The sequence below is a fragment of the Pedobacter sp. FW305-3-2-15-E-R2A2 genome (assembly GCF_038446955.1).
GTDB lineage: Bacteria > Bacteroidota > Bacteroidia > Sphingobacteriales > Sphingobacteriaceae > Pedobacter.
Genome location: NZ_CP151803.1, coordinates 2,536,499 through 2,562,187, shown reverse-complemented (window position 1 = coordinate 2,562,187; position 25,689 = coordinate 2,536,499). Strand labels below are relative to the sequence as shown.

The 25,689-nt window shown below is 42.5% G+C and carries 25 protein-coding genes; 5 read left to right on the top strand and 20 right to left on the bottom strand.

The genetic code is table 11. The annotated features are described in order from the left end of the window. Positions 1 to 62 precede the first annotated feature (62 nt). From AAFF35_RS10755 to AAFF35_RS10725, 7 genes are all read right to left on the bottom strand, one after another. The gene (locus AAFF35_RS10755; protein ID WP_342332467.1) at positions 63 to 425 is read right to left on the bottom strand and encodes a DHCW motif cupin fold protein; all 363 of its coding nucleotides are present in this window, start codon (positions 423 to 425) and stop codon (positions 63 to 65) included. A gap of 2 nt (positions 426 to 427) precedes the next feature. Then, positions 428 to 1,213, bottom strand: coding sequence for a GNAT family N-acetyltransferase (locus AAFF35_RS10750; protein WP_342332466.1), 786 nt, complete (start codon positions 1,211 to 1,213; stop codon positions 428 to 430). A gap of 22 nt (positions 1,214 to 1,235) precedes the next feature. Continuing rightward, positions 1,236 to 2,234: a phosphotransferase gene (locus AAFF35_RS10745; protein ID WP_342332465.1), complete on the bottom strand. Its 999-nt coding sequence runs from the start codon at positions 2,232 to 2,234 to the stop codon at positions 1,236 to 1,238. Positions 2,235 to 2,338: 104 nt separating this feature from the next. Further along, positions 2,339 to 5,407 (bottom strand): efflux RND transporter permease subunit, encoded by a 3,069-nt coding sequence (locus AAFF35_RS10740; RefSeq protein WP_342332464.1) that lies wholly within the window; start codon positions 5,405 to 5,407, stop codon positions 2,339 to 2,341. Next, positions 5,404 to 6,477, bottom strand: a complete 1,074-nt coding sequence (locus AAFF35_RS10735) for an efflux RND transporter periplasmic adaptor subunit (protein WP_342332463.1) — start codon at positions 6,475 to 6,477, stop codon at positions 5,404 to 5,406. The genes AAFF35_RS10740 and AAFF35_RS10735 overlap by 4 nt, the downstream gene beginning before the upstream one ends. A gap of 11 nt (positions 6,478 to 6,488) precedes the next feature. After that, positions 6,489 to 7,862 (bottom strand): TolC family protein, encoded by a 1,374-nt coding sequence (locus AAFF35_RS10730; RefSeq protein WP_342332462.1) that lies wholly within the window; start codon positions 7,860 to 7,862, stop codon positions 6,489 to 6,491. 111 nt (positions 7,863 to 7,973) lie between these two features. Then, positions 7,974 to 8,585 (bottom strand): TetR/AcrR family transcriptional regulator, encoded by a 612-nt coding sequence (locus tag AAFF35_RS10725; RefSeq protein ID WP_342332461.1) that lies wholly within the window; start codon positions 8,583 to 8,585, stop codon positions 7,974 to 7,976. Positions 8,586 to 8,746: 161 nt separating this feature from the next. Here AAFF35_RS10725 and AAFF35_RS10720 point away from each other — a divergent pair, with 161 nt between their 5' ends. From AAFF35_RS10720 to AAFF35_RS10700, 5 genes are all read left to right on the top strand, one after another. Further along, entirely contained in the window at positions 8,747 to 9,193 is a 447-nt protein-coding gene (locus tag AAFF35_RS10720; RefSeq protein ID WP_342332460.1) for a hypothetical protein, read from the top strand. 149 nt (positions 9,194 to 9,342) lie between these two features. Then, a complete protein-coding gene (locus tag AAFF35_RS10715) occupies positions 9,343 to 9,906 on the top strand; it encodes a hypothetical protein (RefSeq protein WP_342332459.1) in 564 nt (187 codons plus the stop codon). After that, entirely contained in the window at positions 9,903 to 10,571 is a 669-nt protein-coding gene (locus AAFF35_RS10710) for a hypothetical protein (RefSeq protein ID WP_342332458.1), read from the top strand. Before AAFF35_RS10715 ends, AAFF35_RS10710 begins: the two co-directional genes overlap by 4 nt. Next, complete coding sequence (locus tag AAFF35_RS10705; protein ID WP_342332456.1) at positions 10,529 to 11,314, top strand: sensor histidine kinase; 786 nt, start codon at positions 10,529 to 10,531, stop codon at positions 11,312 to 11,314. The genes AAFF35_RS10710 and AAFF35_RS10705 overlap by 43 nt, the downstream gene beginning before the upstream one ends. Positions 11,315 to 11,333: 19 nt before the next feature. Then, entirely contained in the window at positions 11,334 to 11,996 is a 663-nt protein-coding gene (locus AAFF35_RS10700) for a response regulator transcription factor (RefSeq protein WP_342332455.1), read from the top strand. A 10-nt stretch (positions 11,997 to 12,006) separates the two neighbouring features. Here the strand turns inward: AAFF35_RS10700 and AAFF35_RS10695 are convergent, their stop codons facing one another. The 13 genes from AAFF35_RS10695 to AAFF35_RS10635 form a co-directional block, all read right to left on the bottom strand. Further along, positions 12,007 to 12,891, bottom strand: coding sequence for a heparin lyase I family protein (locus AAFF35_RS10695; protein ID WP_342332454.1), 885 nt, complete (start codon positions 12,889 to 12,891; stop codon positions 12,007 to 12,009). 462 nt (positions 12,892 to 13,353) lie between these two features. Beyond that, entirely contained in the window at positions 13,354 to 13,749 is a 396-nt protein-coding gene (locus AAFF35_RS10690) for a hypothetical protein (protein WP_342332453.1), read from the bottom strand. A 120-nt stretch (positions 13,750 to 13,869) separates the two neighbouring features. Beyond that, a complete protein-coding gene (locus AAFF35_RS10685) occupies positions 13,870 to 14,442 on the bottom strand; it encodes a DUF4833 domain-containing protein (protein WP_342332452.1) in 573 nt (190 codons plus the stop codon). Positions 14,443 to 14,519: 77 nt separating this feature from the next. Then, positions 14,520 to 15,638 (bottom strand): ABC transporter permease, encoded by a 1,119-nt coding sequence (locus tag AAFF35_RS10680; protein WP_342332451.1) that lies wholly within the window; start codon positions 15,636 to 15,638, stop codon positions 14,520 to 14,522. Beyond that, entirely contained in the window at positions 15,635 to 16,741 is a 1,107-nt protein-coding gene (locus AAFF35_RS10675; RefSeq protein WP_342332450.1) for an ABC transporter permease, read from the bottom strand. Before AAFF35_RS10675 ends, AAFF35_RS10680 begins: the two co-directional genes overlap by 4 nt. 12 nt (positions 16,742 to 16,753) lie before the next feature. Next, positions 16,754 to 17,494, bottom strand: coding sequence for an ABC transporter ATP-binding protein (locus tag AAFF35_RS10670; RefSeq protein WP_342332449.1), 741 nt, complete (start codon positions 17,492 to 17,494; stop codon positions 16,754 to 16,756). 4 nt (positions 17,495 to 17,498) lie between these two features. Next, a complete protein-coding gene (locus AAFF35_RS10665; RefSeq protein ID WP_342332448.1) occupies positions 17,499 to 18,419 on the bottom strand; it encodes an ABC transporter ATP-binding protein in 921 nt (306 codons plus the stop codon). 8 nt (positions 18,420 to 18,427) lie between these two features. After that, positions 18,428 to 19,318: an HlyD family efflux transporter periplasmic adaptor subunit gene (locus tag AAFF35_RS10660; protein WP_342332447.1), complete on the bottom strand. Its 891-nt coding sequence runs from the start codon at positions 19,316 to 19,318 to the stop codon at positions 18,428 to 18,430. An 18-nt stretch (positions 19,319 to 19,336) separates the two neighbouring features. Further along, positions 19,337 to 20,599 (bottom strand): TolC family protein, encoded by a 1,263-nt coding sequence (locus tag AAFF35_RS10655; RefSeq protein WP_342332445.1) that lies wholly within the window; start codon positions 20,597 to 20,599, stop codon positions 19,337 to 19,339. A 55-nt stretch (positions 20,600 to 20,654) separates the two neighbouring features. Beyond that, complete coding sequence (locus AAFF35_RS10650; RefSeq protein ID WP_342332444.1) at positions 20,655 to 21,275, bottom strand: TetR/AcrR family transcriptional regulator; 621 nt, start codon at positions 21,273 to 21,275, stop codon at positions 20,655 to 20,657. A 160-nt stretch (positions 21,276 to 21,435) separates the two neighbouring features. Then, on the bottom strand, positions 21,436 to 22,167 hold the full coding sequence (locus tag AAFF35_RS10645) for a hypothetical protein (RefSeq protein WP_342332442.1): 732 nt from the start codon (positions 22,165 to 22,167) through the stop codon (positions 21,436 to 21,438). Further along, on the bottom strand, positions 22,154 to 22,834 hold the full coding sequence (locus AAFF35_RS10640) for a hypothetical protein (RefSeq protein ID WP_342332441.1): 681 nt from the start codon (positions 22,832 to 22,834) through the stop codon (positions 22,154 to 22,156). Before AAFF35_RS10640 ends, AAFF35_RS10645 begins: the two co-directional genes overlap by 14 nt. Positions 22,835 to 23,034: 200 nt before the next feature. Then, entirely contained in the window at positions 23,035 to 25,602 is a 2,568-nt protein-coding gene (locus tag AAFF35_RS10635) for a DUF5686 family protein (protein WP_342332440.1), read from the bottom strand. Positions 25,603 to 25,689 lie beyond the last annotated feature (87 nt).

The following is a 25,689-nucleotide window of genomic DNA, read 5'->3' as shown; positions in this document are numbered from 1 at the left end:
ATTGTTTTTTCTTCCTAAGCCGGAGCAGGGAAATCACCTGCTTCTGCTTAGGAGAAGAATCATCACCTGCCAGATTTTGGCGCTAAGAAGGAACCGTCTACAATAAACAGTTTCACTCCATTTTCAGAAATTGAACGATGGGAACTCAACTCATCTGAAACCTGATAAGACATTCCTTTCGACAATTTATGCTGCGTTCCATCAGAAAGCTCGCTGATCATTTCTCCTTCGATACAATAGATGATATGTCCTTTCGTACACCAATGATCCGCTTTATAGTCTTTTGAATACGCTACTACCCTGATCCGCAGATCTCCATAGCTGATCGTTTTCCAATAAGCCGTTCCGGTTTCTCCCTGATGTTCGGTGGCTGGTATGTTTTCCCAATCTGTGTTTTGAAAAGGGATATTTCCTGAGTTTATCATATTTATGGTTTAAGGGGAATGTGATAAGTAATCATGTCTTTTACAGCGGCAAAGCCCAGCTTTACGTAGACGTACTCCCCTGCTTTTGAAGCATGTAAAACACAAAGTTTTTTTTCGTCATTGACGCATTTCTTAAGCAAGTGCAAAGTAAGCTTTTTGGCCAATCCTTTCCCTCTTGATTCAGGTAAGGTTCCGATCATATGTAAACCTGCATGGCCTTGTTCATCATAGAAGATCAGGCCACATGCTGCAGCCTGGTTTTCATGATGGGCAATAAAGAGACGGACCTTATCCTTCCTGTTGATCAATGAGGCAACTACTTCAGGACCTACACGGTAATTAAATGACTGAGCAGCAATGGAGGCAAATAAACCTGCTTTCTCCTCGTCTTGTACCTCTTCAAAATGAATTGCTGATGGGGCGTCCTCGTCAAAAACAGTGGCAGACAGGTCGATCATCATTCCCAATTGTTTCATACGCGGTGTAAATCCTGCAGCAGACAATGGTTCCTGATAACGTTCCGCGAGGGATTCCGTAAAGGTGATCATATTGGGCAATTCGCCGGCCTGGATCTGAACGGCTAGTTTTTCAAATACCGAAGGTTCCGGATCCTGCTCCATGCCGAGGTTGAATATTCTTTTCGGCCAGTCTGAGTCCTCAACCAGGATTGCTTTAAAATCAGTTGTCGTTAAAAGTGTGTCAGATTGGAGGCCTACAAAGTTCCAAAACTCAAACATATTATTGATCACAATCCACTCTGCCGGATCTATATTTTCTTTTGCGCTCATAAAGCTTAGTATCTTTTTTAAATTATTTGACAATATACCAATCCATCCATTTTTTAAGCCATCCCACCCTTTCTTTAATAAATTTAGGGCCGAAGAAGAAATTGGACCAGTCTTCAAAATGATCATAATGGAATTTGAAGTAAAAGATCCACCAGGCGAATCCGAAATAGGGAATTGCGTTGACTTCAGCCGATGATAATGGCCTGACTTTACGGTAACTTGCAAGGAAAACCTGGAATGCACGATCTGCCTCTTCCTGGGTCAGTCGATTAAAGAGCACCTGCAGAAAATAATGCACATAGAAAGAAGCCAGGTCATTTACCAAATGTCCTTTTCCTGCAAAATCAAAATCGAAGAAGGTGATGTTTCCATCTTCCTGAAAATGAAAATTCTTAGGTAAGAAATCGTAATGGCAATATCCATACCCGAACGAAGCAAGGTCCATTTGTTCCATTTTCTTAAAAACCAGGTTTACTACTTCCCCGAGGTCAGCATATTCCTTATCTAATCCTTTAAATGCGGGTTTGATCGTTTTCATGGGTAGGGTCAACATGGTATTCAGGTTAAACTCCCCTCTGGGATGGCTCAGCTCCAGATTGGCCGTAATCTGATGTATTTTTGCCATTTCGGTTCCAACACGTTCCAGTTGCCCGTCCGTCATGTCCGCAACCACCTCACCATCAGCATAAGAAAACAAAACCCCATAACGGGTTCCTTCTGCGGCATTAAAAGCCTGGATTTCTTCTCCTTCCAGATCCTTAAGCGGATGAGATACGCTCGCCCCCCTTTCCCGCAGAACATTCAGCAGTTCCAGTTCTCCTTTGATTTCATCCGGTTTGCGATGTGCATCCCGGTAAATTTTAAAGATATACCTGGAAGTTTCGTTCTCCAGAATATAGGTATCACTCACATTGTGAATGAGCAGGCGACAGCTCATTTCATGGAATCCATATTTTTGTTCTATTACATCTTTTAAAGCCTTGGCGGAGAGCAGAGAGTACTGCGTGGGGAAGATATTCATACCCCGCAATTTATGTAAAATCCTGAATGAGCACAACAAAAAACTCCGGTTGTACCTGTAAAAAACAAGGTAAAACCGGAGTTATCAAGGCATAAAACCGAAGTTTAAGCTTTCTTTTCTTCTTCTTCCTTTCCGGTTATTGCAGGAGGCATCAGCTGATAAATAATTGGCGTAACAATTCTGGACAACAGCGTCGAGCTGATCAATCCGCCAATCAATACAATGGCCAATGGTGCAACCAAAGGATTGGTCGATATGGCAATTGGGATGAGCCCTCCAATGGCGGTAAGCGAGGTCAGTACAATTGGCAAAAATCTCACTTCACCTGCTTCCCGGATGGCTTCCTGCAAACCTTTTCCCTGTTGCCTCAGCTGATTGGTAAAATCCACCAGCAAAATGGTATTCTTGACCTCAATCCCCGCCAGGGCAATTAAACCTATAATCGCCACAAAAGACAGCGAATTACCGGTGAGCCATAAGGCTACTGCAGCCCCAACCACCCCTAAAGGAATTACAGACAATACAATCAGCGTACTTTTAAAGGTTTTAAACAACAGGATCAACACGGCAATAAACAAAAAGACGGTGACCAATATGATGCTCATAAAACCACCAAAGGAATTGTTCCTCGATTCGACCTCACCTCCCATTTCATAGCTATAGCCAGCAGGGAGTTTCAGTTTATTCATTTTCAGGACCACTTCGTCGATGACCCGATTCACCAGAAATCCATCCTGTACATGTGCCTGCACCGATACCACGCGTTTCTTCTCCTGGTGGTTAATAACAGCTGGTGAAGCATCCAGTTTCAGCGTTGCAATCTGGTTCATGGGAATCGCATTGCCCTGTACACTGTTGACATACAGGTTTCTGAAAGCATCCATTCCCGGCCGGCCTTCCTTGGTCCTGGTGAGCAATACGCCATAACCATTTTTATTGTCGTTGTTATAGAACGTTCCCATGCTCAAACCTGTCACCGCCAGTCTGGCCGTTTGGTCTATATTTAAGGTAGGGACACCTAACAATTGGGCTTTTTCCTTATTCAGCACTACCCTGATGTCGCTTTTGAGCAGCGCTACCGGATTATTGATATACATACTTCCGGGAACTTCATGTAACAGCTTTTCGACCTTGATGGACAAAGTGCGCAAAGAATCCAGGTTATCACCAAACAACCTGATTTCCACCGGTGCAATCACCGGTGGTCCCTGCTGGAAATTCTTCACCTCGATCTTCGCACCGGGATAATGTGCCCAATGAAGTTGTAATTTCTGAATCAGCGCCAGTTTTTTATCCGGTGAAGTATCGTCGTCCAACTGTACAAACAGCTGCGCAAAATCGCTTCTGTCGTTTTCAGGAATTTCATTGTAATAAATACGTGGATTTCCCTTTCCTATATTCGAAGAGAAATACCTGACCTCTGGTTGTTGTTTCAATTCTTTTTCAATCGCACGGGTAATGCTGTCTGTATAAGAAAGGTTAGATTGGTTAGGCGTAGTAATGTTCAACAAGAACTGCGGCTTCTCTGAAGCAGGGAACAAACTAAAACCGATCACCTTAAACAACACGATAGAACCCGCAAACAAGGCTACCGCAATCGCCATTGTAAACAAAGGTCTTCGAAGTGCTTTCTCCAATAACAGGGCATAACTTCCATGAATCAGCTTTTTCAAACCACGCATCAGGAAGTTCCCTTCCGGATTTCCCAGGTGGTTTTGCAAGAGACGGCTCGATAAGAAAGGGATAATCGTTAAAGAAACCAGCATGGAAGCCATGACACAAAAGATCACTGCCAATGGTAAAGACCGGATAAAATCTCCGGAGCCTTCCGGTAAAAATACCAGCGGCATAAAAGCAATAACCAGGGTAATTGTACAACCTACTACGGCCAGTCCGATTTGTTTTGTGGCCTTTAAAGTGGCCTCCATCCGGCTATGCCCTTCCAGCATCCAGCGTTCAATATTTTCCACCACCACAATACTATCGTCCACCAGTAACCCCAGGGCCACGACCAATCCGACAATACTCAGCTGATTCAGGTTAAAACCAAAAAGCTGGAGCAACACAATCCCTATGGCCAGAGAAAGTGGAATGGAGATCATCACGATCACTGCAGGTCTGATCCCTAAAGGAAGCAGGGTGACCGCAACCAGCATGATCGCGATCATAAAATCAAAGCCTAAGCCCGAAAGGCGTCTGTTTACATTGTTAGCCTGATCAAAATTCTGAACCAGATCAATGTTAGCGGGTAAGGTCTTTTTGAAGTTTTCCAGTACCGGAAGGTAGAGTTTTTGTGTTTTACTAATGTTTTCCCCTTCTTTCTGCGCTGCAGTCACAAATAAACAACGGTGGCCGTTTAACCGGGTAATGTGTTTTTCTTCTTCATAACCATAGTATACCTTAGCAATATTTTTCAGGATGATGTTTTTTCCCGCCGCAGCATAAACAACGGTGTTCTGAACGGCATCCAGCGTCCTATATTCATTAGTCACGACATTGAAGGTCTGGTGGGCAGCATCAATACTTCCTCCCGGAATACTGGCCATTTCGCTATGCAGACTATTGGTGATGGCGCTCAGTGGCAGGTTCATTTGTGCCATCTTTTCAAGATCCAGCTCTATACGGACCTGTTGTCTGGGCAGGCCGAAAATGGATACCTTTTTTAATGCGCTCACCTTTTCCAGTTCATCCTGGAGCTTTTCTGCAAAATACTGCATCCGGTTCCTTGGTGCATTTTCTGAAACCAGCGCTACCTGCAGGACATTTACATCTGAAGGCTGCTGCTTTTGGACTTCTATGCTATAGATGTCTGCAGGCAATTCCGGCCTTTTGCTGTTCACTTCCCTTACAATTTCCTGGTATTTCGCTTCTACATTGCTGCTATATTTATATTCGACCCTTAACACAGCTACTCCGTTGGAAATACTCGTACGAATCCTTTTGATGTCGTCCAAACCAGAAATTGTCTTTTCCAATGGGGTAACTACCCTATCTTCAATGTCTCTCGGACTGGTTCCGGGATATACAATAATGACAGAGAAAAAAGGCGCATGCATTTCCGGATCTTCTGAGCGGGGCATACTGAACATGGTCGTGACGCCCAACACGATGATCATGAGAAAGATCACCAGGGTAAACTGGCTATTCTTTACTGCGTAATCTGATATTTTCATTTTTTCTCCTTTAATGGTGAATGGATGGTGATTGCACTCTGATCTGTCAGGTAAGCTGATCCGGAAACAATTAAACCTTTTGCTTCCTGTAAACCATCACTGATGGTAACTGTATGGTCTTCAATTCCGGCAATGGTTACTTTCACTTTCTTCGCTGTTTTATCATCATTGGTAATAAAAACATAACCCGTATTGCCATCTCCATCCAACAAAGCTTCATAAGGTATTTTCCAAACCCCTTTGTGCTCCGTTTTTCCGGAAGGGCTGATGATTGCTTTTCCGAACATTCCTGAGGCAATTTGTGGCTTCTTACCTGTTAAGGTGATGTGGGCAGTGAAGGTCCCTGTGGCAGGATCGACACCTTCTGATTTACGGCTGAGGAAACCTTCCATAAATTGTCCAGGCAATGCGGCCGTTTCCACCTTTGCCGGATCGTTCAATTTCAACAATGCCCATTCCTGATCACTGATGCCTACCTTCAACAACCATTTTCCCGATTGGGCACCATTCGTTTGTAATACCGCAGTTCCGGGAGAAACCTGCTGCCCCGCATCAGCCAGCTTTTTCAGGATATATCCATCCTGCGAAGCATGGATTTCAGAATACCTTCTGTTAAAAGCAACGAGATTTACCTGTTGTTCGGCGAGCTGAAGGGCTGTTTTGCTATTCTGCAATTGCTCCAATGTGGCTACGCTATCGGCATATAGGTTTTTAGTACGCTGATAATCACGTCTCGCTTTTTCCTGATTCAGCTGAACCTGTTGTACCTGTGCATTGATCTCCGTCAGGTTTAAGGTAGCCAGTAACTGACCTTTCCTCACCGCATCTCCTTCTTTAACGAGCACACGGTTGATGATCCCCCCCGTTTTGAAGGACAACATCACTTCATCGTCGGTGGTAAACTCCCCGGATACGGTAACCGGGGCATTGCTATGTTCCTGGTTCAGCAGCATCACCTGAACCGGAATGTTGTCTTTGACGGTTGTTTTCTCTTCAACCGGTTTTGAGCTATTGCAGGCATAATAAAGTGGCGTGCACAACAATAGGGCTGCATAATGAATGGCTTTCATGTATAGGAGTTTTAATGAGGGTTATGGATTGGATAACTCGCCTGGTCGCGTTCCAGTTGCGCAAGGGTAATCTGTAAATCTGCCTGGGTCTCCGCCATGCGCAATCGCGCGTTGGTGAGCTGGTCCTGAGCATCTATTAATTCGAGGTACAACAACTGACCTGCATGATAGGCTTTAAGCTGGTCCTTATAGTATTTTGTGGCCAATGTTAAGCCCGCAATCGCACTGTTACATGCGGCTTTGGCCGAATTGTAATTGTTATAGGTTTGAAGAAGCTGTAACCGGAGTGACTGTTCTGTTTCGTCTAATCTTGCTTGTGTGACTTTGAGTCCGGATTGTGCCTGTGCCGCACGGAATTTATTTTTGCCACCGGTAAAGATGTCCCACTGCAGGTTTACTCCCCAAAGGTAATATCTGGTTTTATCATTGATCTTGAAATCTGTTCCCTGAGAGCCCAGATCCAGAAAAGTGCTGAGCTTAGGAATGATATTGGAACGTTGCAATTTATAGTCAAGGGTATTTGCCGCTTTCAATGCCTGCAATTGTTTGAGCTCTTCCCGGCCGGAAATACCGGTTAGTGTATCTGGCTCCGCAATGACTGTCGCCATAGCAATTGTATTGATGGAATCTTTTAACGGCCGATTGAGCAGGAAGTTAAAGTAAGCCTTTGCATTTCCTACATTCCGCTGCGCATTGATCAGTGCGGCATTGGTCTTTTGCTGTTCTGTTTGTGCGCGAAGCAATGCTGTTCCGTTTCTGACGCCATTTTTAAGGAGACTGGTATTGACACGGATATTTTCTGCAATGAGTAAAAGCGCACTCTGATAGGCCTCCACACCCTGTAATGCCTGGTAATAATGGTAGTAAGCCGTTTTGATGTCTTTGACTAAAGTTCTTTTATACACATTCACCGCCGCCTGCTGACTACTGATGAGTTGTTGTTTGATCTCTTTATTGTAGCGGATTTCGGCATTGATCAGGGAAAGAGAAGTTCTCAGTTTCACATCATAAAAATTATCAGGGTTGAGTAAGAACGACTGATTCGGAAGCTGAGGGTATTTATTGGAAGCCGTTAATTCATTCAGTGCCGCATACACCGGATTAACCAGGTCTCCTACCGGTACATCAATGGTACGTCCCCCGTCTGCTTTTGTATAACTGCCCAGCATACTTACTGTTGGCATATACATGGCTTTCGCTTCTTTCAAAGCAAACATTGCTTTTTCCAGATCGAATTGTTGTTGTTTTAAACCCTGGTTTTGAGCAAAGGCAAAACTGATGTAATCGTCCAGCTGCCGGTTTCCCTCCTGAGCTGCCGCAGGCCTCCATAACGCCAACACACAGGCAATGAAGACAATGGATGGTTTAATAAATGATGTGTACATAGTGAACAGTGTTTAGTGTTGGTGCAAAAAATTTAGATTCTTAGATCAGGTTTAATTAGTTGTAAATGATGTATACATAATAAACAGTGTTTAGTGATTGGGCAAAAAAACCTAAACCACTATAGAGTCCAGATATTCTTCTACCGCTTTAAATAATACGGATTTAATTGATTCTTCCTCAATTGCCATAACTTTTAATCTGCAACGGAGGTTAAGTGATACCAGTCCATGCATCATAGACCAAACCTGCAAACCGGCTTGCATAGGGTCTTTGAAAATTAACAGCCCATTTTTCATGCATTCTTCCAGACAATCAGCCAAACAGTTAAAGGTCGCCACCCCATTGTCTTTATGGAGTTCTTCATCTACGTTCATTGGCGCACGAATGATAAACATCAGGTCGTACAATTCAGGATTCTCCAGTGCGAAAGAGACATAGGCCTTACCCAATTGTTCCAGCCTCTCTATGGGATTTTTGCTTATTGCTTTTGTCCTGAAGGTTTCCAGTAATTGCAAAAAAGCCTGAGCTTGTACTTCATACAACAATTCATCTTTGTCTTTATAATATAAATAAATGGTTCCTGGGCTATATTCGATGGAATCTGCAATATTGCGGATGGAAGTTTTTGCATAACCATCCTCCAGGAACATTTTCATGGCCGCTGTGGTGATCATTTTCTTCATCTCCCCTTTTTCACGTTCTTTTCTTTCTGAGATTCCCATGGCTTTATATTAACACCGCAAATATACTGAATGGTGTTCAGTAAATCCAAATAAATTCTGCAAAAGATGTTTTGGGTTGAGGACTAAAAGGGACAAAAGCACCGTTAAAAAAAGTGGTTTTCAGCTTATTATTCCTAAAAGTTTTGAATGAGCTTTAACCTATGGAATTACAAGCTTTGAAAACATCAAAAGTCAACTTAAAATTCTCGGGATTCATTTCCAGCAATACCAGCGTAAAAATCGATTTCGATATTTTACCAGGATCCAGGGTTCCGGGATACTTTGCTGCGATCTGGCAGGGTGCTTTAATTCAATCCTTCCATGCGGCAATCCAGATTCATCAGATTAACAGTCATCAGCCATCCGGCACTTTAAAGTTCAATAGTTTACAATTAGGTAGACAAGATTATATCATTGGGTTCGGGTTCAGTTCAAATAGGAAAATCTCCATTTGCAGGACGCTTTACATTCCGTCTAATCCACGCCCATTTCAAACATTAAGTGATTTTATAACCTTCAATCCGAAAGACCAGTTCCTGACCGATCAAGGCATGAACCTCTTCATGATGGGAAATTTCAACCCTCAATCCATGTCCTGTTTACATTAAAAAAATGCGCTCCCACATATCTCAGCTACTTTAAAAAGGCTTCTCCCCCCGGCCTTTTTAAATGTAGCATTCCCTCATGGAATTTGAAAATTAATTTCCTTAAACCTAATTAATAATGCTAAATTTAAATAAACCCTAAATTCATCTCTATGACGCTTAAAACAACCCTTATTGGGCTAGCCATCATGGCTGGCATGATCAGTGCATGTCAGCACAAACCTGTTGACACTGCTCAGGAAAAAATTTCAACCCCTTCAGACGACTCCCTAAGCATACAGGTAGCCAAAGAATATGTGGCTAATTATGCAAAAAGGGCCGGAACCGTAATCTCAGATGGAAAAGAAGTACCGGATACCCGCGCAGTATGGTTTGATATTGAACGGCTTAAAAGTCTGATCAAAAAGATTGAGACAGAAGGCGGGGATGGAATCCGGTTCTACTTTGCGACCTACGACAGCAGTTACAATGCGAAAAGCAACACCCATGTGCCGATTAAAGAATACTGGAACCACAACACGCTGATTATGGTTTCTACGAAAGATAGCCTGGGTTATCACCGGGATTATTATAATGATAAGATCAATAGTAAAGCTGCCAATGGCATGATTCTCTCCACAACACCAGAGAATCGTGGAGAGATGTGCCCTCCTCCTGCAAACTGTCAGGATATCGGTGCCACACTAATTTCTGATACGATTCCCGCAAAAAAATGACACGCTATTTTACCGTCAACACGACCATAGAATTTTTCTGCCTCCTTATTGCATGCCTTTGTCTCTATAAAGACCGGGATCCAATATGGAGGCTCTGTATCCTTTATCTGCTCTTTACCTGTGCGACAGAAGTTTCGGCCATTCACATCAGAAAAGTTTTAAATCAGTCTAACCTGCCGCTGTATAATGTCTTTTTGTTGATAGAATGCAGCTTTATTAGTACTTTTTTCTATTTTTTGTATAAGAAATATGTTAATAAAACCAAATGGCTGATGGTCTGGCTCAGTATTTTCATCCTCTTGTTTTTTGGAGAACTGATGAGCAATCATTTCTTAAACTTCACCTTTAAAACCGCTTCTGTATTGTCGTTGGTTTTTGTATTGGCCAGTTTATATTTTTATTATCTCATTCTGAAAGATGAAAAATTTGAGCGGCTAAATAATTACGCTCCCTTTTGGTGGGTCAATGGAACACTGATCTTCTATTTCGGAAGTACTTCGACAAATATTTTCTTCGATTACCTGATTCAGGATCAGATTTCCGTCTTCGCTCATTCGATCAGGTATATTATTTTCAATATACTTAATGTATTGCTATATTGCTGTTGGTCTTACGCTTTCTTATGCAAATATCTTCAAAGGAAGTCTTCTTCCTCATTAGTCTGATCACCATTATATTCCTGATTGCCCCGCTGTTTCTGATCGCGTACGTGAGTCTTTATAACCGCCGTAAAAAGAAACATAATGAAGAAACGGAATCTTTAAAAAGATCATTTGAAAATGAGCTCCTCAAATCTCAGATGGAAGTTCAGGAACAAACGCTAAAGACAATCGCCTACGACCTTCATGACAATATCGGACAGTTGCTTGGCTTGACCATCATCACACTAAGTTCTATCAATATTAACGATCCCGAGAAGGCGATGGAGAAAATTGCGGCGGCAGAGGACCTGGCCAAAAGATCGGTAAAGGAAGTCAGGGCACTCTCCAGATTATTAGATGGAGAAGAACTCATCAGCAGGGGCTTAATTGGTGCAATTGCATTTGAACTGGACTGGGTGGAGAAATCTCAGCTTTACAAGATCAGTTATCACAGTACAGTGAAAACATTGCCCGCAAAGGCCGATAAAGAAACGATTATCTTTCGCTTATTTCAGGAAACCCTCCATAATATTATCCGGCATGCAAAAGCATTGGAAATAATTATTAACTTGGAATTTATAAATGACCTGTTAATTTTATCAATAGCTGATGACGGAATTGGATTTAACTTTACTGAAATCAAGAAACTGCATAAAGGCATGGGCCTGCAGAATATACAAAAAAGAGTAGCTATGATTGGCGGAACAGTATCTTTTGATACTGCGCCTGGAACCGGGACTAAAATCACCATCACAATTCCCTACTAATAGCCTTTTTTTAATACCCATGGATTATAAAAGCATCCCAATAGCCATCATTGATGACCATACCTTATTTCGCCAGGGCCTCATTAGCCTGTTGTCAGAATTTCCCGAAGTGAACATTGTTTTTGATGCGGCCAACGGAGCAGAGATGAGGGAAAAAATAGACCTTCATCCTCTTCCGGAAGTCATATTGATGGACATCAGCATGCCTGTATTGGATGGTTATGAAGCAACTTTATGGCTAAAACAACAATACCCGGACATCAAAGTCCTGGCTTTAAGCATGTTTGAAGAGGATAAACCAATTATAAAAATGCTTAAAAGCGGAGCAGGTGGTTACCTGCTCAAAGAATCTAAGACCAGCGATCTGGTCAATGCCGTTAAAATCATCAATCAACAAGGCTATTATTTAAATGACCTTGTTTCGGGGAAACTCCTGAGAAGCATTCAGAACGAGCACCTTTCCAACCCGTTATCCACTCAGCTAAGTGCTAACGAGATGAAATTCCTCCAGCTCTGCTGCTCCGAGCTCACCTATAAAGAAATCGCTGATCAGATGTACCTAAGCCCACATACCATCGACAATTACAGACAGGAGCTGTTTCAAAAATTCGAGGTAAAATCCAGAACCGGTCTGGTCTTATTCGCCATAAAACAGGAGCTCATTGATTTATCACAGTGTTAGGGATGCATCGTTACTGACACACCGCCGCTCCTTCAGCAATACAGAAATCGGCAAAACGAACTTCCTCGTCCCTTAACCGTACCGCATTATTTAAGCTGCGATATATCCCCCATTTTGGCCGGCAAAACGAAGCTCCTGTACGCCATAAATCCATATTCGTATTGTTATAAGCCAGCAACACTGTACCATCGCTTATTTTTTTAACAGAAATATCATATTTACCATTGCTTCCAAAGGTAATTTTCTCCACGACCTCCACCCAGTTTCCCAGGAACAGCGACAGATTGGCAAGCTTCACCTTTGTGGTCGTTCCTGAAGAATTTACATGGATCAACTCTATCTTATCGGTATTATTGGCACCATAACGTGCAGAAAGGGTAATCAGAGGAATTGAATCATCCCCATCTACTGCTTTAATCTGGTGCAGATGGGTAAAACTCGAAGAAGCCTGAAAACCGGCATCCAGTTTAAATTTCCAGCGATAAGTTACCGTCTCCCCATTGGTTGCTTTAAGATGGTCCGGAGAAGCACCATAAGTTTTTATTTCTGTACGCTGGCGGTCAAAATTCTGACAACGGTCGTTATCCGGGCTAACATGTGCCGAGAAAACGAACACATTCGTGTTTAAGTTACTGTCAAATACTTCGGTTATGTGGTCCTGAGCATGAACACAGTCCGGGACTTCACAAGCATTCCCTCCCAAAACACTATTGATCAGGCTATACGTTCCACCCGGACCATCAGCCTTTAGGCTTACTCCCGGCACCAGCACCTCAGTATGCAGTTCAGATTTTTTAAGGGGCAGCTCATTTAATCCGACATTACCCGTAATTCCTTTTTCGCAAGCGCTAAATGCCAATCCGGCAAATAGGGCAATCAAACACTTTTTATTCATATAATGATTTTATTTGGTTAGTTTGTATAAATTTTGCAATTTTATTTTAAAACCACAACACTTAAACGTAATTCGTTTTTCTCAATGGTTTATCCGGTCATAAAAAAATGAATAAAAATGAACATCAATAAAAGTCATTTGTTCAGTTGTTTTTGACTAATTTAACCTTGCGTTTAAAATAAAAAGGTTTTTTAGAGAAATCAGGAATATTATACCGGGGGGTTTAATAGTGATGCCTTGCAGGACCATACCTGCAGGGCGTTTTTTTTGAGTTCAACTCCATTCCAAATGACATTACAACAGTATTGTCATTCGACTACCACAGTTAACCGGAATACACCAAATACATATCAAAAATATATCAGGAACGTCTTTTCAATCGAAAAGACGTTCCTGATACGTTCCAGGTATGTCCGTGGGACGTTCCAGTTAACTGTGGTAGTCGAAGGAGGAACGAAGGAGTTAGCTTCTTTTACTCCGCGTTCTTATTTCCAAAATCGACGGCTTTTTATCACTGAAGTCCCAAAATGCAGGTTTCTTATTTGGTTTTAAGAGCAGATAAGCTCCCAATCCGATCAGGACCAACGCACTGGTAAATCTGGAAAGGTCGAAAAAGGCAATGTCCTTTAACGTATAAACTCCACCGATGATCACCAATACCAGCCAACCGGAAACCTTAAAGTCTTTGCGGTAACCGATCAGTAAACCAATCCCAAGCATTACGGTATGCCAGGAAAGGATCCAATGTGGAATGTTAAGACCAAGATTATCGAGCATTATGAGCAGTCCAAGAGCGGTGACAATAACACCTGCAATGATATGACGATTGAATTTGTTGTTTTTAGCTAAGGTTTCCATGACTTTTTTTTCTTCAAAACTAGCGCGTATATCAAGGCAAAGCAATCCCTGAGGGGCCATACGGCCGAATAGCGTCGGTAAATGGAATAAAAATATCGGTAGAAAACTCAGGCGTTTCGCTTAGACTTTAATTCTCTCTATGATCTTGGTATTATTGGACGTATTTGTTCCTGTCAGTTCCACATACTTCACGTTTGGCAACCAGAATGAACCGCCTTCAATCCTTAAAAAGATCTTATCCAGTTCAATTTTCTTGTTATTCACCGTCACATAGACATGAAACTTATGGTCATCTTTTGATTCCATCAGGTACATTGGAATCTTTTTATGAGAAACAAAACGAAGTTCAAACTGATCCTTACCAATTTCCTTAGCCTGAATCCCATAAGCGAATTTTCTTTGAATGTAGCTCAGGTCTTTCTTCTCTCCTTTTTCGCCATAACGCAGCCAATACACGAGAATAGGTTCTTTCCTGTTCACCTCTCCGTTTGCTTCTACATTAAGTTCGCAAATGATGGTATTCGTATTGGGATCTCTTTGCAGGTAAAATAATTGGTTTTTTATACCTTTTGGTGTGGGAAATTTCAAGGGAGAAGGATCACTCTTATCAGCAGTCTGAGCAACAGCAGAAGAGAATGAACCGAATAACATCAACATCACCACCAGTCTGCCGATTACGCTAATATGTTTCATAAAAGTGATTATTAAGATATCATGCAAAGCTAAATATTTCGAAAATCAACTTATCCAGTTGATTGTCAAAAAACGTGCTAACTCGTCTTTTTATAATTGATGATGGCATAAGTATTTAGCAAGACAGCAAATAAAGCAATAATCCCAAACTGAGGCCATACGTCTTTCCAACTACTCCCCTTAAGAATCACCATTCTCATCACCTCAATGAGGTAACTGACCGGATTAAAGCTGGACACCAGCTTCGCCCAGTCCGGCATGCTGTCTATGGAAGTAAACAAGCCACCCATCAAAATAAAGACCATCATGAAAAAGAACATGATAAACATCGCCTGTTGCTGCGTATCACAAAAAGTGGAGATGAGCAGTCCAAAACCCAGGATCGCCAGGAGATAAACCGCTAAAAAACCATATAACACAAAAAGACTTCCTACCGGGATGATGCCATAGACCAGCCAGGCCACCAGTAGTCCCAGACTAAAGACGATGTTTCCGAGGACCCAGAAAGGAATGAGTTTTCCAAGGATAAAATGATGTTTTTTGATGGGTGTTACATTGATTTGTTCGATCGTCCCAAACTCTTTCTCTTTCACGATGTTCAAAGCAGAAAGAAAACCACCAATCATCGTCACCAGAATGGCCAGGATTCCCGGAACCATATAAAACCGGTATTCCATCAGCGGATTATACCAGTTGGAAGCAGTAATTTCGATGACTGGTCCCGGATTGAAGCGCGCTGTGGGCAGCAGCCCTATCCGAATTTCGTCGTTAAAGTCTTTGATAATGCTCGTCAGGTAAGCTCCCCCCAGATTTGCCTTCACCCCATTGATCGCATTTACCGCGATAAACAATTGCTGTTGGTCTTCACGGATGAGCTTGCGTTCAAAGCCCTCAGGGATCTCCAAAATTAAATCTGACCGATCTGACTCAATCTTCTTCAATTCTTCCTTAAACGAAGCCCCATAGCCTCTGAGCTTAAAATATCCGGAGGCAGTGACCTTGGCAATCAGTTTCTGAGCATAACTGGAATGATCATGGTCCACTACAGAGAGGTTGATGTTCTTCACTTCATAATTTGCCGCCAGGGGAAGGATCAGCAATTGCATGACCGGCATCACCCCGATCAGGAGCAAAATCGCGCGGTTGCGGAAAATCTGTCTGAATTCTTTTTGAAGCAGGAATCTAATCGTTCTCATGACAGTCGGATTTTAAAACTTTTTAAACTGATCAAGCCCAAAACAACAGTAATGCCTGCCAGGATTAATGTTTCTTTCCAGATGGCTTCAAAGCCAAGCCCTTTGATCATGATTGATTTCACGATGAGGTAAAACCATTTCGCCGGAACGATATTTGAAAACAATTGTAAAGGGAGCGGCATATTTTCAATGGGAAACATAAAACCGCTAAACAGCACCGTAGGCAACAACATGCCCATCAGAGAGATCAGCATGGCCACCTGTTGAGAGTCGGTTTTCACAGAAATGAAAATCCCTACTGTAAGGCAGGTAATGATAAATAGGATACTTTCCCCGAAGAGCAACAGGACGCTTCCGTTCACCGGAAGCTCCAGCACAAATACGCTCAACAAAAGAATGGAAGCCACATTCACCAAAGAAAGGATCAGATAAGGGACCGCTTTGGAAATGATCACCAGGATCGGCTTAAATGGAGAAACCAGCAATACTTCCATCGTTCCTGTCTCTTTTTCCTTCACAATAGAGATGGCCGTCATCATCACGCAGACCAGCATCAGGACCAGAGCCATTACCCCCGGAACGAAATTCGGCGCCCCTTTGAGTTGAGGATTGTACAGCATCCTGACCTCCGGAACAATCCGGTACGGCAGCACCAGGTTTTTGCTCAGCGCATTTTGATAGTCCATGACAATTGCAGAGAGGTAATTGGTCAGCATATTTGCCGTATTGGGATCGGAAGCATCAGCAATGACCTGGACCTGTGCTTTATGCTCATGCAGCAGTGATGCATGGAAGCCCGCCGGAAAGACAATGGCCATTTTGATTTTCCCCTGTCTGAAGGCTGCTTCCATTTGCTGCCGGTTCATCACCGCTCTTTCCACCTCAAAATACCTGCTCGCTTCGATTTTGGTGATGATTTCCTGTGAAGCAGGATCTTTTGCCTGGTCAAAGACGATGAGCTTGGAATTCTTCACCTCATTGGTCAGCGCAAAACCAAAGATCAGGATCTGCGCCACCGGCATCCCGAATAAAATGAGCAACGTTTTTCTGTCCCTCATCACATGGAAAAATTCCTTCCTTACAAAATTTACAAACTGTTTCATGATCTTAGGGTTTTAATCGCTTCGTTTGGCTCCTCTGGCCAGCTGGTAAAAAACTTCGTCCATTGTGCCTGCCTTAAATTGGGTTTTGAGCTTTGAAGGGCTATCCAGCGCAGCAATCCTTCCGTCGACCATGATAGACACCCGGTCGCAATATTCTGCTTCGTCCATATAATGCGTCGTCACAAAAATGGTAATCCCTTTCGCTGAAGCCTCGTAGATCAGGTCCCAGAACTGTCGTCGGGTAACAGGGTCCACCCCTCCGGTAGGCTCGTCAAGAAACACAATCTTTGGCTGATGTAATACCGCAACGGAGAAAGAAAGCTTTTGCTTCCATCCCAGGGGCAATCCGGCCACCAGTTTCTTTGCTTCCTTTTTCAGGCCCAGCTGTTCAATTAATGCCTCACTTTTCTCCCTGATCTCTTTATTAGTCAAACCGTAAATGCCAGCAAAAAAGCTAAGGTTCTCCAATACCGTCAGGTCTTCGTATAAAGAGAACTTCTGACTCATATAGCCAATGTTTCTTTTGATCTGCTCTGTTTGCTTATACACCTCGAAACCTGCAACTTCCGCCTTTCCGGAAGAAGGAATGGAAAGCCCGCAGAGCATCCGCATGGCTGTTGTTTTCCCTGCACCATTGGCACCCAGAAAGCCAAATATCTCTCCTTTTTGCACCTCAAAGCTAATTTCATTCACCGCGATGAAGTCGCCGAAGCGCTTACTGAGCCGATCTGTTTTGATGACGATTTCCTTCATTTCATTAGGGTTTCAATAGTTTGATAAAACAATCCTCGATACTGGCCGTTGCAGGCTTCATTTCTATCTCTGATAAACCTTCTTTCCTGAGGTAAGCTTCCAGCGGGTCGGCTTCAAAAGCATTTTTGAAAGAAACATGAGCATATTCCCCAAAAGCATAACAATCCAGCACCTCAGGATATTTCCTGAGTGATTTCAGGAGCAGGTACATTTGATTTGCCTTTATCGCATAAAGTTGCTCAGGATAGTTCTTTATCATGTTTTCCGGTGTATCAACAGACAAGATTTCGCCATGCTGAATGAGCGCAATCCGGTCGCAGAGCGATGCTTCGTCCATGTAAGGCGTAGATACGATGATGCTGATCCCCTGCATTTTCAACTTTCTGAGCATATCCCAGAATTCCTTTCTCGATACCGGATCTACTCCTGTGGTCGGTTCATCTAAAAACAAGACCTTTGGTTTATGGATCAACGCGCAACATAGGGCCAGCTTTTGTTTCATTCCACCGGAAAGCTTTCCAGCCCTACGGGCTTTAAAAGGCTCAATCTGAACATAGATGTCTTTAATCAGCTCGTAATTTTCTACCACCGTAGTATCAAAAACCGTCGCAAAAAAGTTCAGGTTCTCTTCCACCGTAAGGTCCGGATAGAGGGAGAACTTTCCCGGCATATAGCCTACGATCTTCCGGATCTCCCGATAATCTTTTCTGACTTCAAAGCCTTCCACCCAGGCCTCGCCCTGCTCTGCCAGCAACAGCGTGGTCAGGATTCTGAAAACACTCGTCTTACCTGCCCCATCTGGTCCGATCAATCCGAACAACTCCCCTTTATTGACATGAAAGGAAACCTCATCTACTGCTACCTGCTTTTCTTTGCCGTAGGTTTTAGTGATTTTACGAAGCTCAATGGCATATAAACTTTCCATAACCTTGCTTATAAACTGACCTCCGCATACATCCCTATTTTCAGATAACCATCGTTCTTCAGCTTAATCTTCGCTGCATAAACCAGGTTCGCCCGTTCTTCTTTAGTCTGGATGGTTTTGGGGGTAAATTCGGCTTTGGCACTGATCCATTCGATGACCCCTTCATAGGTTTTATACTGGCCCTCAGCCGCATCAACCAACACTTTAACTTTCTGTCCTAATTTTATCGACGACAACTGGTTAGAAGTAAAGTAAGCCCGCAAAATTATCGTAGAAAGGTCAGCTATTTTATACAAAGGTTTTCCGACAGCAGCCATTTCACCGGCCTCCACATATTTGGTCAGCACTGTTCCGTTTACCTGGTTAATCAGGTTACTTTTCGAGAGCTGATCATTCAATTGTTCGACCTGGGCGGTTAGTGGCATGGCTTCTTTATTAAGGCCGCTGGAGATAATGCCCAGACTGGATTCCTGCGCGGCAATTTGCTTCCTGATGATGGCGACCTGTGCATGGGCATCGTCAAGTTGTTTCGGAGTAGCCGCATCGGCCTTTACCAGATTGCTCAGCCTTTCCTGCTCGTGCAGCGCCTGTTTTAATTGCTCCCGGTAAGCAGCCAGCTGTGCCGGAATGTCGGGCTTCTTTCCCAATACCGCATTGATCTGTGCCTGCAATTGCTTTTTCTTCAGGTAAAGCTGGACACTGTCGATATGCCCAAGCGTATCCCCTGCTTTCAACAGCTGACCTTCTTCTAAATTCAGGTTATTAATCCGCCCTGCAGCTTCCGCGGAAACGATCGTTTCCAGTCCTTCAAAAGTCCCTGATGCGTCAGAAACGGTCTTTTTTCCATTACAGGAAGCCAATAGAAGGAAACCTGCCGATACTAATAAAAATGTTTTCATGACTGTCTGTTTAGAAATTTAATTTCCTGTAGTTGTTTTTTGACTGTATTGGGCAAGGAGCAGTTGAACCTCATGAAGGATCTTGTTTTGCCTCGCCTGATCTTCGGCATTGACCTCTCTCAGGTAGTCGTTGCTATTGATGACGCCGTTCGTCAGCTGCGCATAAAAGGTATTCTTTGTCCTTGTCCTCAGTTCAATAATTTCATCGTCGGCAGACAGCAGTTCTTCCAATTTACTGAGCTCTGCATTCTGCTGTTTCAGGGTAAACCCCGTATTCAAAAGAAAGGTTTCCTTTTGCAGATCTATGTTTTTACGGTTGAGTTCCAGGATCGCCTTCTCTCCTTTTCTGGTATAGAGACCAGCTAAAGACCAACTTAATCTAAGACCACCTATAGCAAAGGTTTCCAAATCATTATTTAACATATTTAGCGCAGGTCTGCCGAGGCCACCCTGAAAGAATAAGTTGAACCTGGGCATGTTTTTAGCGCGGATAATTTTTTCCTGAACATCCATGCTCCTGCGTTGTAAATCGTATAGCTGCAATTCCGGCCGGAGTATTGTCAGGGCCTTAACAACAGGCTCCGGTTTAATAAAATCTGTCCGCTCATCCAGTTCCCTGCCGATGAACAGAGCAAGCATATCTGCATACCCTTTCAGCGTAAACTTCAGCTCCGTGCCGCGCTGTTTTACTTTGAGCAACTCTGCCTGCAGGATGTCCAGACTGCTCTTTAAAGCGATCCCGTTTTGAATGGCAGCAGCCGTTTTACTGATGCCCAGCTGGATGTCTTTTTTCAGCAGTTCATTCTGCTGGATCTGTTCCTTCAGCACCAGGATCCCAAAGAACACCTGATTGATCCGTTCTTTCAGCTTGTACAGCTCCACTTCTACCTTTTGAGTTTCTATCCCGGAACTGGATTTCAGGGATTCCTGCTGCTGTCTGATCATGCCACCATCAAAGAGCAATTGCGTGGCTTCTCCGTATAGCTTATACTGGTCTTTACTCAGCTGAGGGATGTTCATTCCGGGGATATGAATCGGGATGGTGGTGACCTCCGATTGGTAGGTCGCCTGCCCGTTGATGTTCAGCTGAGGAAGGTATCCCTTCGCCGCATTTCCAAGGGACCAGGCCTCCGTTTTAGCGATCAGTTCCAGCTGTTTTAGCAGCGGATAATGCTGTCTTGCCAAACTATAGCTCTCCTCAATGGAAAGAGAGGCTTGCTCTTGAGCACCTACACTACTACACAAGATAAATAGACATAAAGTACTGAATATATGCTTCATAATCTTAATTTATTAATTTGTTTTAATCATTTGATTAACGTTATATCAAAAAATTTTATATGCTTTTCAGCATCGCATCAATCCAGATCGGGATCATCTTTTTGCGCTCATCCATCAGCGCATCAAACTCTGTTTTACTCTTCTCTCCAATGATCCTTAAGAGTGGACTTGCTACAAAAGGGAAGACCGTAAGCCCGAAGATATTCATTAAAAAATGTACCGGATCGACCTTCTTTTTAGTGGTCGCTTCAAGCTGTTTGTAGAAGTTAGATTGCACCAAAATCTCCTTCGCTCCCATGTTCGCTTCCAGCCTTGCCGGGTTCGCTCTGATCTCACTTAATATAAATAATGGAAGGTCAGTATTGACTTTCAGCAAGTCAATATAATGGCTTGCCAACTGGCTTGTTTTTTCTGTCAATGAACTGTTCACATCATTCAGAATGTCTCTCACTCCCAATAGAAATTTCTGAAGACTTTCCATCATTACCAGATCAAACAGCTTCTCTTTGCTCCTGAAATAGTAGTTGAGTAAAGCCAGGTTAATTCCTGCTTCCTCCGCAATGTCTCTGGTCCGTGTAGCCGCAAATCCTTTCTGTGTAAAGACTTTTGCCGCCGCCTCTTTAATCTTCTCTTCGGTAGAGCTATCTGCTGTTTCCAGCTTTTCCATTTTTGCCATATGATGATTTCCGCTTTATATAATGATACAAAGATATATAATTATTTATTTGATTTAATCAAATGATTAAAATTTACAATATTACAGAATATGCATTCAAAGAAAAGGCCATTAGAGATGATCTAATGGCCTTTTGAAGCAATGACTTGCGAATTGGATTTTACTGATTGGTGGGATCCATATAGAGGCCAGAATAAGCTATTCCATCTTTTTGAACCCGATATTCGTCAGATCCATAGATTATCGTTTTGTTATACAAGCCATATATCAGTACCCTGTAGCTGATATCTGCCGGGATTTTTATCGAAACGAACCCTTCATGGTTTGTAACGCCCTTAATGGTTGCGCCATCTAACAACTCCTTTAAGTTATTAGGCCTGACAATGAGTGGATTATAAGGAATAAGGGCTATCCCCATACTACGTATGGGTGTAATATAGTCAAGACTAGATTTCAGCGTCACTCTGAGCACTCCTGAAAAGTCAGATATTTTAGTTATTTTTTTCTTCTCTTTACCAGCAACCACCTGTACAAATTCACTGATATTATAAAGCACATTATTCAACTTAGGTGAATCAGGGACTACGAGGTAATTAGCGGGCGCTAACATCGGAAAAACGGCCACTCCATCCTTGTCAGTTCTCACACTATCTAACAAGGAAGAGGGATCAAAGTAAGTATCGCTCGAATGAGACCGTATTTTATAAACACCAACCCTGATACCTGGCAAACCAGCACCGGAATCATCCACCAATCTATAGCTCATTTTCCCTGAACTTTCCCCCTCAACCAGCCTCACATTTGTGACTTTTTCACAAGAGATAGCCACAGTAGCAAAGACCAGCAACAACATCAGCTTATATTTCCTCATCAATTGACTAGTAATAGACATACAAAGGCATATTAACGGTCGCATTATTTTCTATGGTATAGTTATTTACCGTACCCATAGAGGCATTTGTAATGGTATTGTATAAGAAAATAGTATAGTACTTATTAGAAGGAACCTTAAATGAAACCTGTCCAAGATCATTGCTAACACCTTTAAAATCAGCAACATTAAAATAGAGGGTTGCTGATGGACCATAGCTGAACTTGTTTGATGGAATCATGAGTATCCCAACATTTTTTAGTGGAAAATTACTGTTGCCGGAGTTTTTAACTGCAAAATTATAGGTTCCGGAATAATCTGAAACTTTCACTTCTTTATCTTTTGTTTTTCCCGTAATCACCTGTATAAACTCTTTAGGGACATATTTCACCTTATTTACCATTGGAGAGTCAGGAACAACCATATAAGTTTTTGGATTAAGGTCTCCAAAATCTACAAGGCCATTTTGGTCAGTATAGCGGGTATCTAACAGGATAGTACCGTTTCCAAAATCATTAATGTAATCGAATAAGGAGACTTTTACATTTGGCAAGCCTTTGCCGGCATCATCCAGCATTTTATAAGTCAGTTTTCCGCTTGTAGAAAGCGTAAGGTCAACATTTGAAGTCTTCTTACAAGAAGTAGCAACAGCCAGCAACAGCATTAAAAGAGTAAAATTTAGTTTCATTTTTATATAAAATTTTCGAATAAGTCGCAAAATTACTATAAAATTTAATTATAAATCAAACAAACGCATCAATAAACAGCAATACAAATCATGATTATAAATATTAAAGATGAAGACAAACAAAAAAAGCTGATAATAAATCACCAGCTTTTTTTGTTTCATGTGCTTATTTCTAAGGAGCAAGCAATGCTTCTTCCCGCTTAAAAATCAAATTTAACCCTTGCCCGAATGCCCCAGCCCGATACTTCAGGATTATTCAGGTAACTGAATCTTTTCACCGCATCTACCCTGAGCACTTTAAAGATGTTTCCTACCCCAACACTACCTTCCATATAAGGATCTCTATTCAGAGAATTGGTAACCGGCACTCCGTTTTCATTACGGACAAATTGCATGATCCCACTGTTTAATGCCGGATCATTTTCGCGACGTAAACCACCATACAATACTTTAAACGAGGCCACCTCTCTCAATTTCAGCTTTTTAAGTAAAGGGATTTTATTAAAAAAGAATCCATTAAAGTTCTGATCGATATTGACACTTGCGTAATGATCACTTACAAATTCCATGAAGTTCATCAGGTTGTAAGAATTAAGCTGGTAGGCATAGGTCTGGTTTGCACGGTGGATCGCCAACAGCGGAAAAGGAACTTTCCCTGCGATGTAAGCACCTTCTACCGTTACATCTGCATAACCAAGTTGTGAAAGGTAAAAACGCTTGTCCACACTTGCCATGAAATTGTGATAATTGTATTCCCCTCCCAATACGCCTTTTATGCCAGCGGTATAGCGAAAATTAAAGACCGGAAAGCGATCTATAATTGGTACCCTATAAATTTTCCCCTGATAAAACTTCTCATGTGGTGCATAACGCAAGCCTAAGCTGATCTCAGAAGTACTGATCTGATTGGTCCGGCCAATGATGCCATTGTCAGGGAAATTACTGAAATACAAGGATCCTGCAGGCGTCTGCTGCCATTTCCTCAGTCCCAGTGTATAAGAAAAATGATTTTCAAACTCATGTACATAATCGAGCCTGTAGAAATCATTATAAAGCATCATGTTGTTCTCTCCTCTTTTGAAGGAAAGCAGGAAATTATCCTCCTGTACAAACTGCAACTCCTGCCCTGGAATCTTGGTATCTCTTTGAAAGCTTGCCCTGAGGTAATTTTGCGGAAAAGCATAGATCGATTTGTTGTTCAGAGAATAAGTTCCACTTAAGAAATATTTCCATTTATCGTCCTTAAATCCATAAGCAGCATAGGTTTCAAAATAATAACGCTTGCTTAATGAAGGCGTCGTCCTTCCTCCCAGGCGAAGGCGAAAGCCTTCTACCCCATTGAAACTGTAAAAAGTATTGACAGGTCCCATTTCAAAGGGACCAAAATCTTTATAACCCGCAAAGAATAAGGTGACGACATCCATTGTCCTTTTAAAAGAAGGAATAGACTGAAGTGTATCGAGGTTGCCATATACTTTCATATTGCCTGAACTCAGGGGTTCAGGGCGGTTATTTGCCCAGAACTGCTCAGACCGCTTGTCTGCATCAGGGACGACCACCAATTGTCCGGCTCCTCTATACGTCGTGTCCGGACGCGGGTTATTGACCTTATAATCTTTAAAGGTAACTGTTCTTTCTCCCGTAAACCCACTTCCGGCTTTCTTACTCAGGCCGAAATCAACAATCAGGTTGCTTTTACTCAGGTGATAACGGTCGTCAGGATTTTTCTCAAAATCCAGTTTAGCCTCCAATGCGCGGACAAAATTCAGGTTAATGTTCTTATTTACCGTAAGAAAGGCATTCTGAACCGCATAGTTTCCATCCAAGGTAATGTAAAGCTTCCCCTCAAACAGGAGATCGCTGTTATTCCTCGGCGTAAAAGCAAGTTCTACCAGCTGTGGATTGTGGTTTTTAATGGTATCCGTAATGAAGAATTTATAGAAGCTGGGCGCGCCGTCTGAAATAGGACTGAGCAACTGGTTGCTCACCACAGATATATTGTTATCATAGATATCAATATCCTGATACATCCTATCGAAATAAGTGCTTAGGCCCTGATTGTCAATAAAACGCTCATCAAAATTCACTCTTTTATCGGCAATAACGATTGTTTTGGTCTTTTCAGGGTTCTTTTTAAAGTAGTTGTTGCTCAGTTTTTCCTGTTGAAATACAGGAAGCACATTCTTTCCCCCTATTTTTGTAGAATCCTGTTCCTGAAACAGGAACTGGTAATTGCGGAACATGCGTTTGTTTCGAAACTTATCAGAAAGGTTGCTCAAAGAGAACATCATCCGTTCGTATTTCTGATATTCCACAAAGTCGTAATGCTCCATTCTGTTTTTTGCCTTATTGGCAATCACTTTCCTGATCAGCTCTACTGCCGGGTTTTCTTTATTCCGGTAACGGGGCTTTTTTCCAGCGGTAATCACCACTTCATTCATCAGCATTGCTTCCGGCTGCAACTGTACATTCAGTACCTGAGCCGTCCCCACTTTGATGACCTTAGTTATCGGCTTATACCCTACATAGCTGAATTTCAAGGTACTATAATCTCCGCTAAGGCTGATATTGAATTTCCCATCCGCATCGGTTCTTCCCCCAAGGGTACTTCCCGTAATCGAATAGGAGACGTAAGGCAGGGTTTCTTTAGTACTTGCATCGGTCACCGTACCGCTAACCCTGGTTTGCTGTGCATAAACACTAACCGTACCGGCCAGTGTGAAGAATAATGCAAGGATGCTGATCGACTTGTTAAAGTGTTGTCTCATAAACGATCCTTATTTCCCAAACAAATGAGAAGATCCAGAAACAAAAGCAGTCCTTCCCTCGTTTGGAGAAGGGTTATTGCGGGTTAG

Coding starts and splice junctions, on each gene's coding strand:
- AAFF35_RS10755 (WP_342332467.1), bottom strand. CDS start 425: ATGATAAACTCAGGAAATATCCCTTTTCAAAACACAGATTGGGAAAAC.
- AAFF35_RS10750 (WP_342332466.1), bottom strand. CDS start 1,213: ATGAGCGCAAAAGAAAATATAGATCCGGCAGAGTGGATTGTGATCAAT.
- AAFF35_RS10745 (WP_342332465.1), bottom strand. CDS start 2,234: ATGAATATCTTCCCCACGCAGTACTCTCTGCTCTCCGCCAAGGCTTTA.
- AAFF35_RS10740 (WP_342332464.1), bottom strand. CDS start 5,407: ATGAAAATATCAGATTACGCAGTAAAGAATAGCCAGTTTACCCTGGTG.
- AAFF35_RS10735 (WP_342332463.1), bottom strand. CDS start 6,477: ATGAAAGCCATTCATTATGCAGCCCTATTGTTGTGCACGCCACTTTAT.
- AAFF35_RS10730 (WP_342332462.1), bottom strand. CDS start 7,862: ATGTACACATCATTTATTAAACCATCCATTGTCTTCATTGCCTGTGTG.
- AAFF35_RS10725 (WP_342332461.1), bottom strand. CDS start 8,585: ATGGGAATCTCAGAAAGAAAAGAACGTGAAAAAGGGGAGATGAAGAAA.
- AAFF35_RS10720 (WP_342332460.1), top strand. CDS start 8,747: ATGGAATTACAAGCTTTGAAAACATCAAAAGTCAACTTAAAATTCTCG.
- AAFF35_RS10715 (WP_342332459.1), top strand. CDS start 9,343: ATGACGCTTAAAACAACCCTTATTGGGCTAGCCATCATGGCTGGCATG.
- AAFF35_RS10710 (WP_342332458.1), top strand. CDS start 9,903: ATGACACGCTATTTTACCGTCAACACGACCATAGAATTTTTCTGCCTC.
- AAFF35_RS10705 (WP_342332456.1), top strand. CDS start 10,529: ATGCAAATATCTTCAAAGGAAGTCTTCTTCCTCATTAGTCTGATCACC.
- AAFF35_RS10700 (WP_342332455.1), top strand. CDS start 11,334: ATGGATTATAAAAGCATCCCAATAGCCATCATTGATGACCATACCTTA.
- AAFF35_RS10695 (WP_342332454.1), bottom strand. CDS start 12,891: ATGAATAAAAAGTGTTTGATTGCCCTATTTGCCGGATTGGCATTTAGC.
- AAFF35_RS10690 (WP_342332453.1), bottom strand. CDS start 13,749: ATGGAAACCTTAGCTAAAAACAACAAATTCAATCGTCATATCATTGCA.
- AAFF35_RS10685 (WP_342332452.1), bottom strand. CDS start 14,442: ATGAAACATATTAGCGTAATCGGCAGACTGGTGGTGATGTTGATGTTA.
- AAFF35_RS10680 (WP_342332451.1), bottom strand. CDS start 15,638: ATGAGAACGATTAGATTCCTGCTTCAAAAAGAATTCAGACAGATTTTC.
- AAFF35_RS10675 (WP_342332450.1), bottom strand. CDS start 16,741: ATGAAACAGTTTGTAAATTTTGTAAGGAAGGAATTTTTCCATGTGATG.
- AAFF35_RS10670 (WP_342332449.1), bottom strand. CDS start 17,494: ATGAAGGAAATCGTCATCAAAACAGATCGGCTCAGTAAGCGCTTCGGC.
- AAFF35_RS10665 (WP_342332448.1), bottom strand. CDS start 18,419: ATGGAAAGTTTATATGCCATTGAGCTTCGTAAAATCACTAAAACCTAC.
- AAFF35_RS10660 (WP_342332447.1), bottom strand. CDS start 19,318: ATGAAAACATTTTTATTAGTATCGGCAGGTTTCCTTCTATTGGCTTCC.
- AAFF35_RS10655 (WP_342332445.1), bottom strand. CDS start 20,599: ATGAAGCATATATTCAGTACTTTATGTCTATTTATCTTGTGTAGTAGT.
- AAFF35_RS10650 (WP_342332444.1), bottom strand. CDS start 21,275: ATGGCAAAAATGGAAAAGCTGGAAACAGCAGATAGCTCTACCGAAGAG.
- AAFF35_RS10645 (WP_342332442.1), bottom strand. CDS start 22,167: ATGTCTATTACTAGTCAATTGATGAGGAAATATAAGCTGATGTTGTTG.
- AAFF35_RS10640 (WP_342332441.1), bottom strand. CDS start 22,834: ATGAAACTAAATTTTACTCTTTTAATGCTGTTGCTGGCTGTTGCTACT.
- AAFF35_RS10635 (WP_342332440.1), bottom strand. CDS start 25,602: ATGAGACAACACTTTAACAAGTCGATCAGCATCCTTGCATTATTCTTC.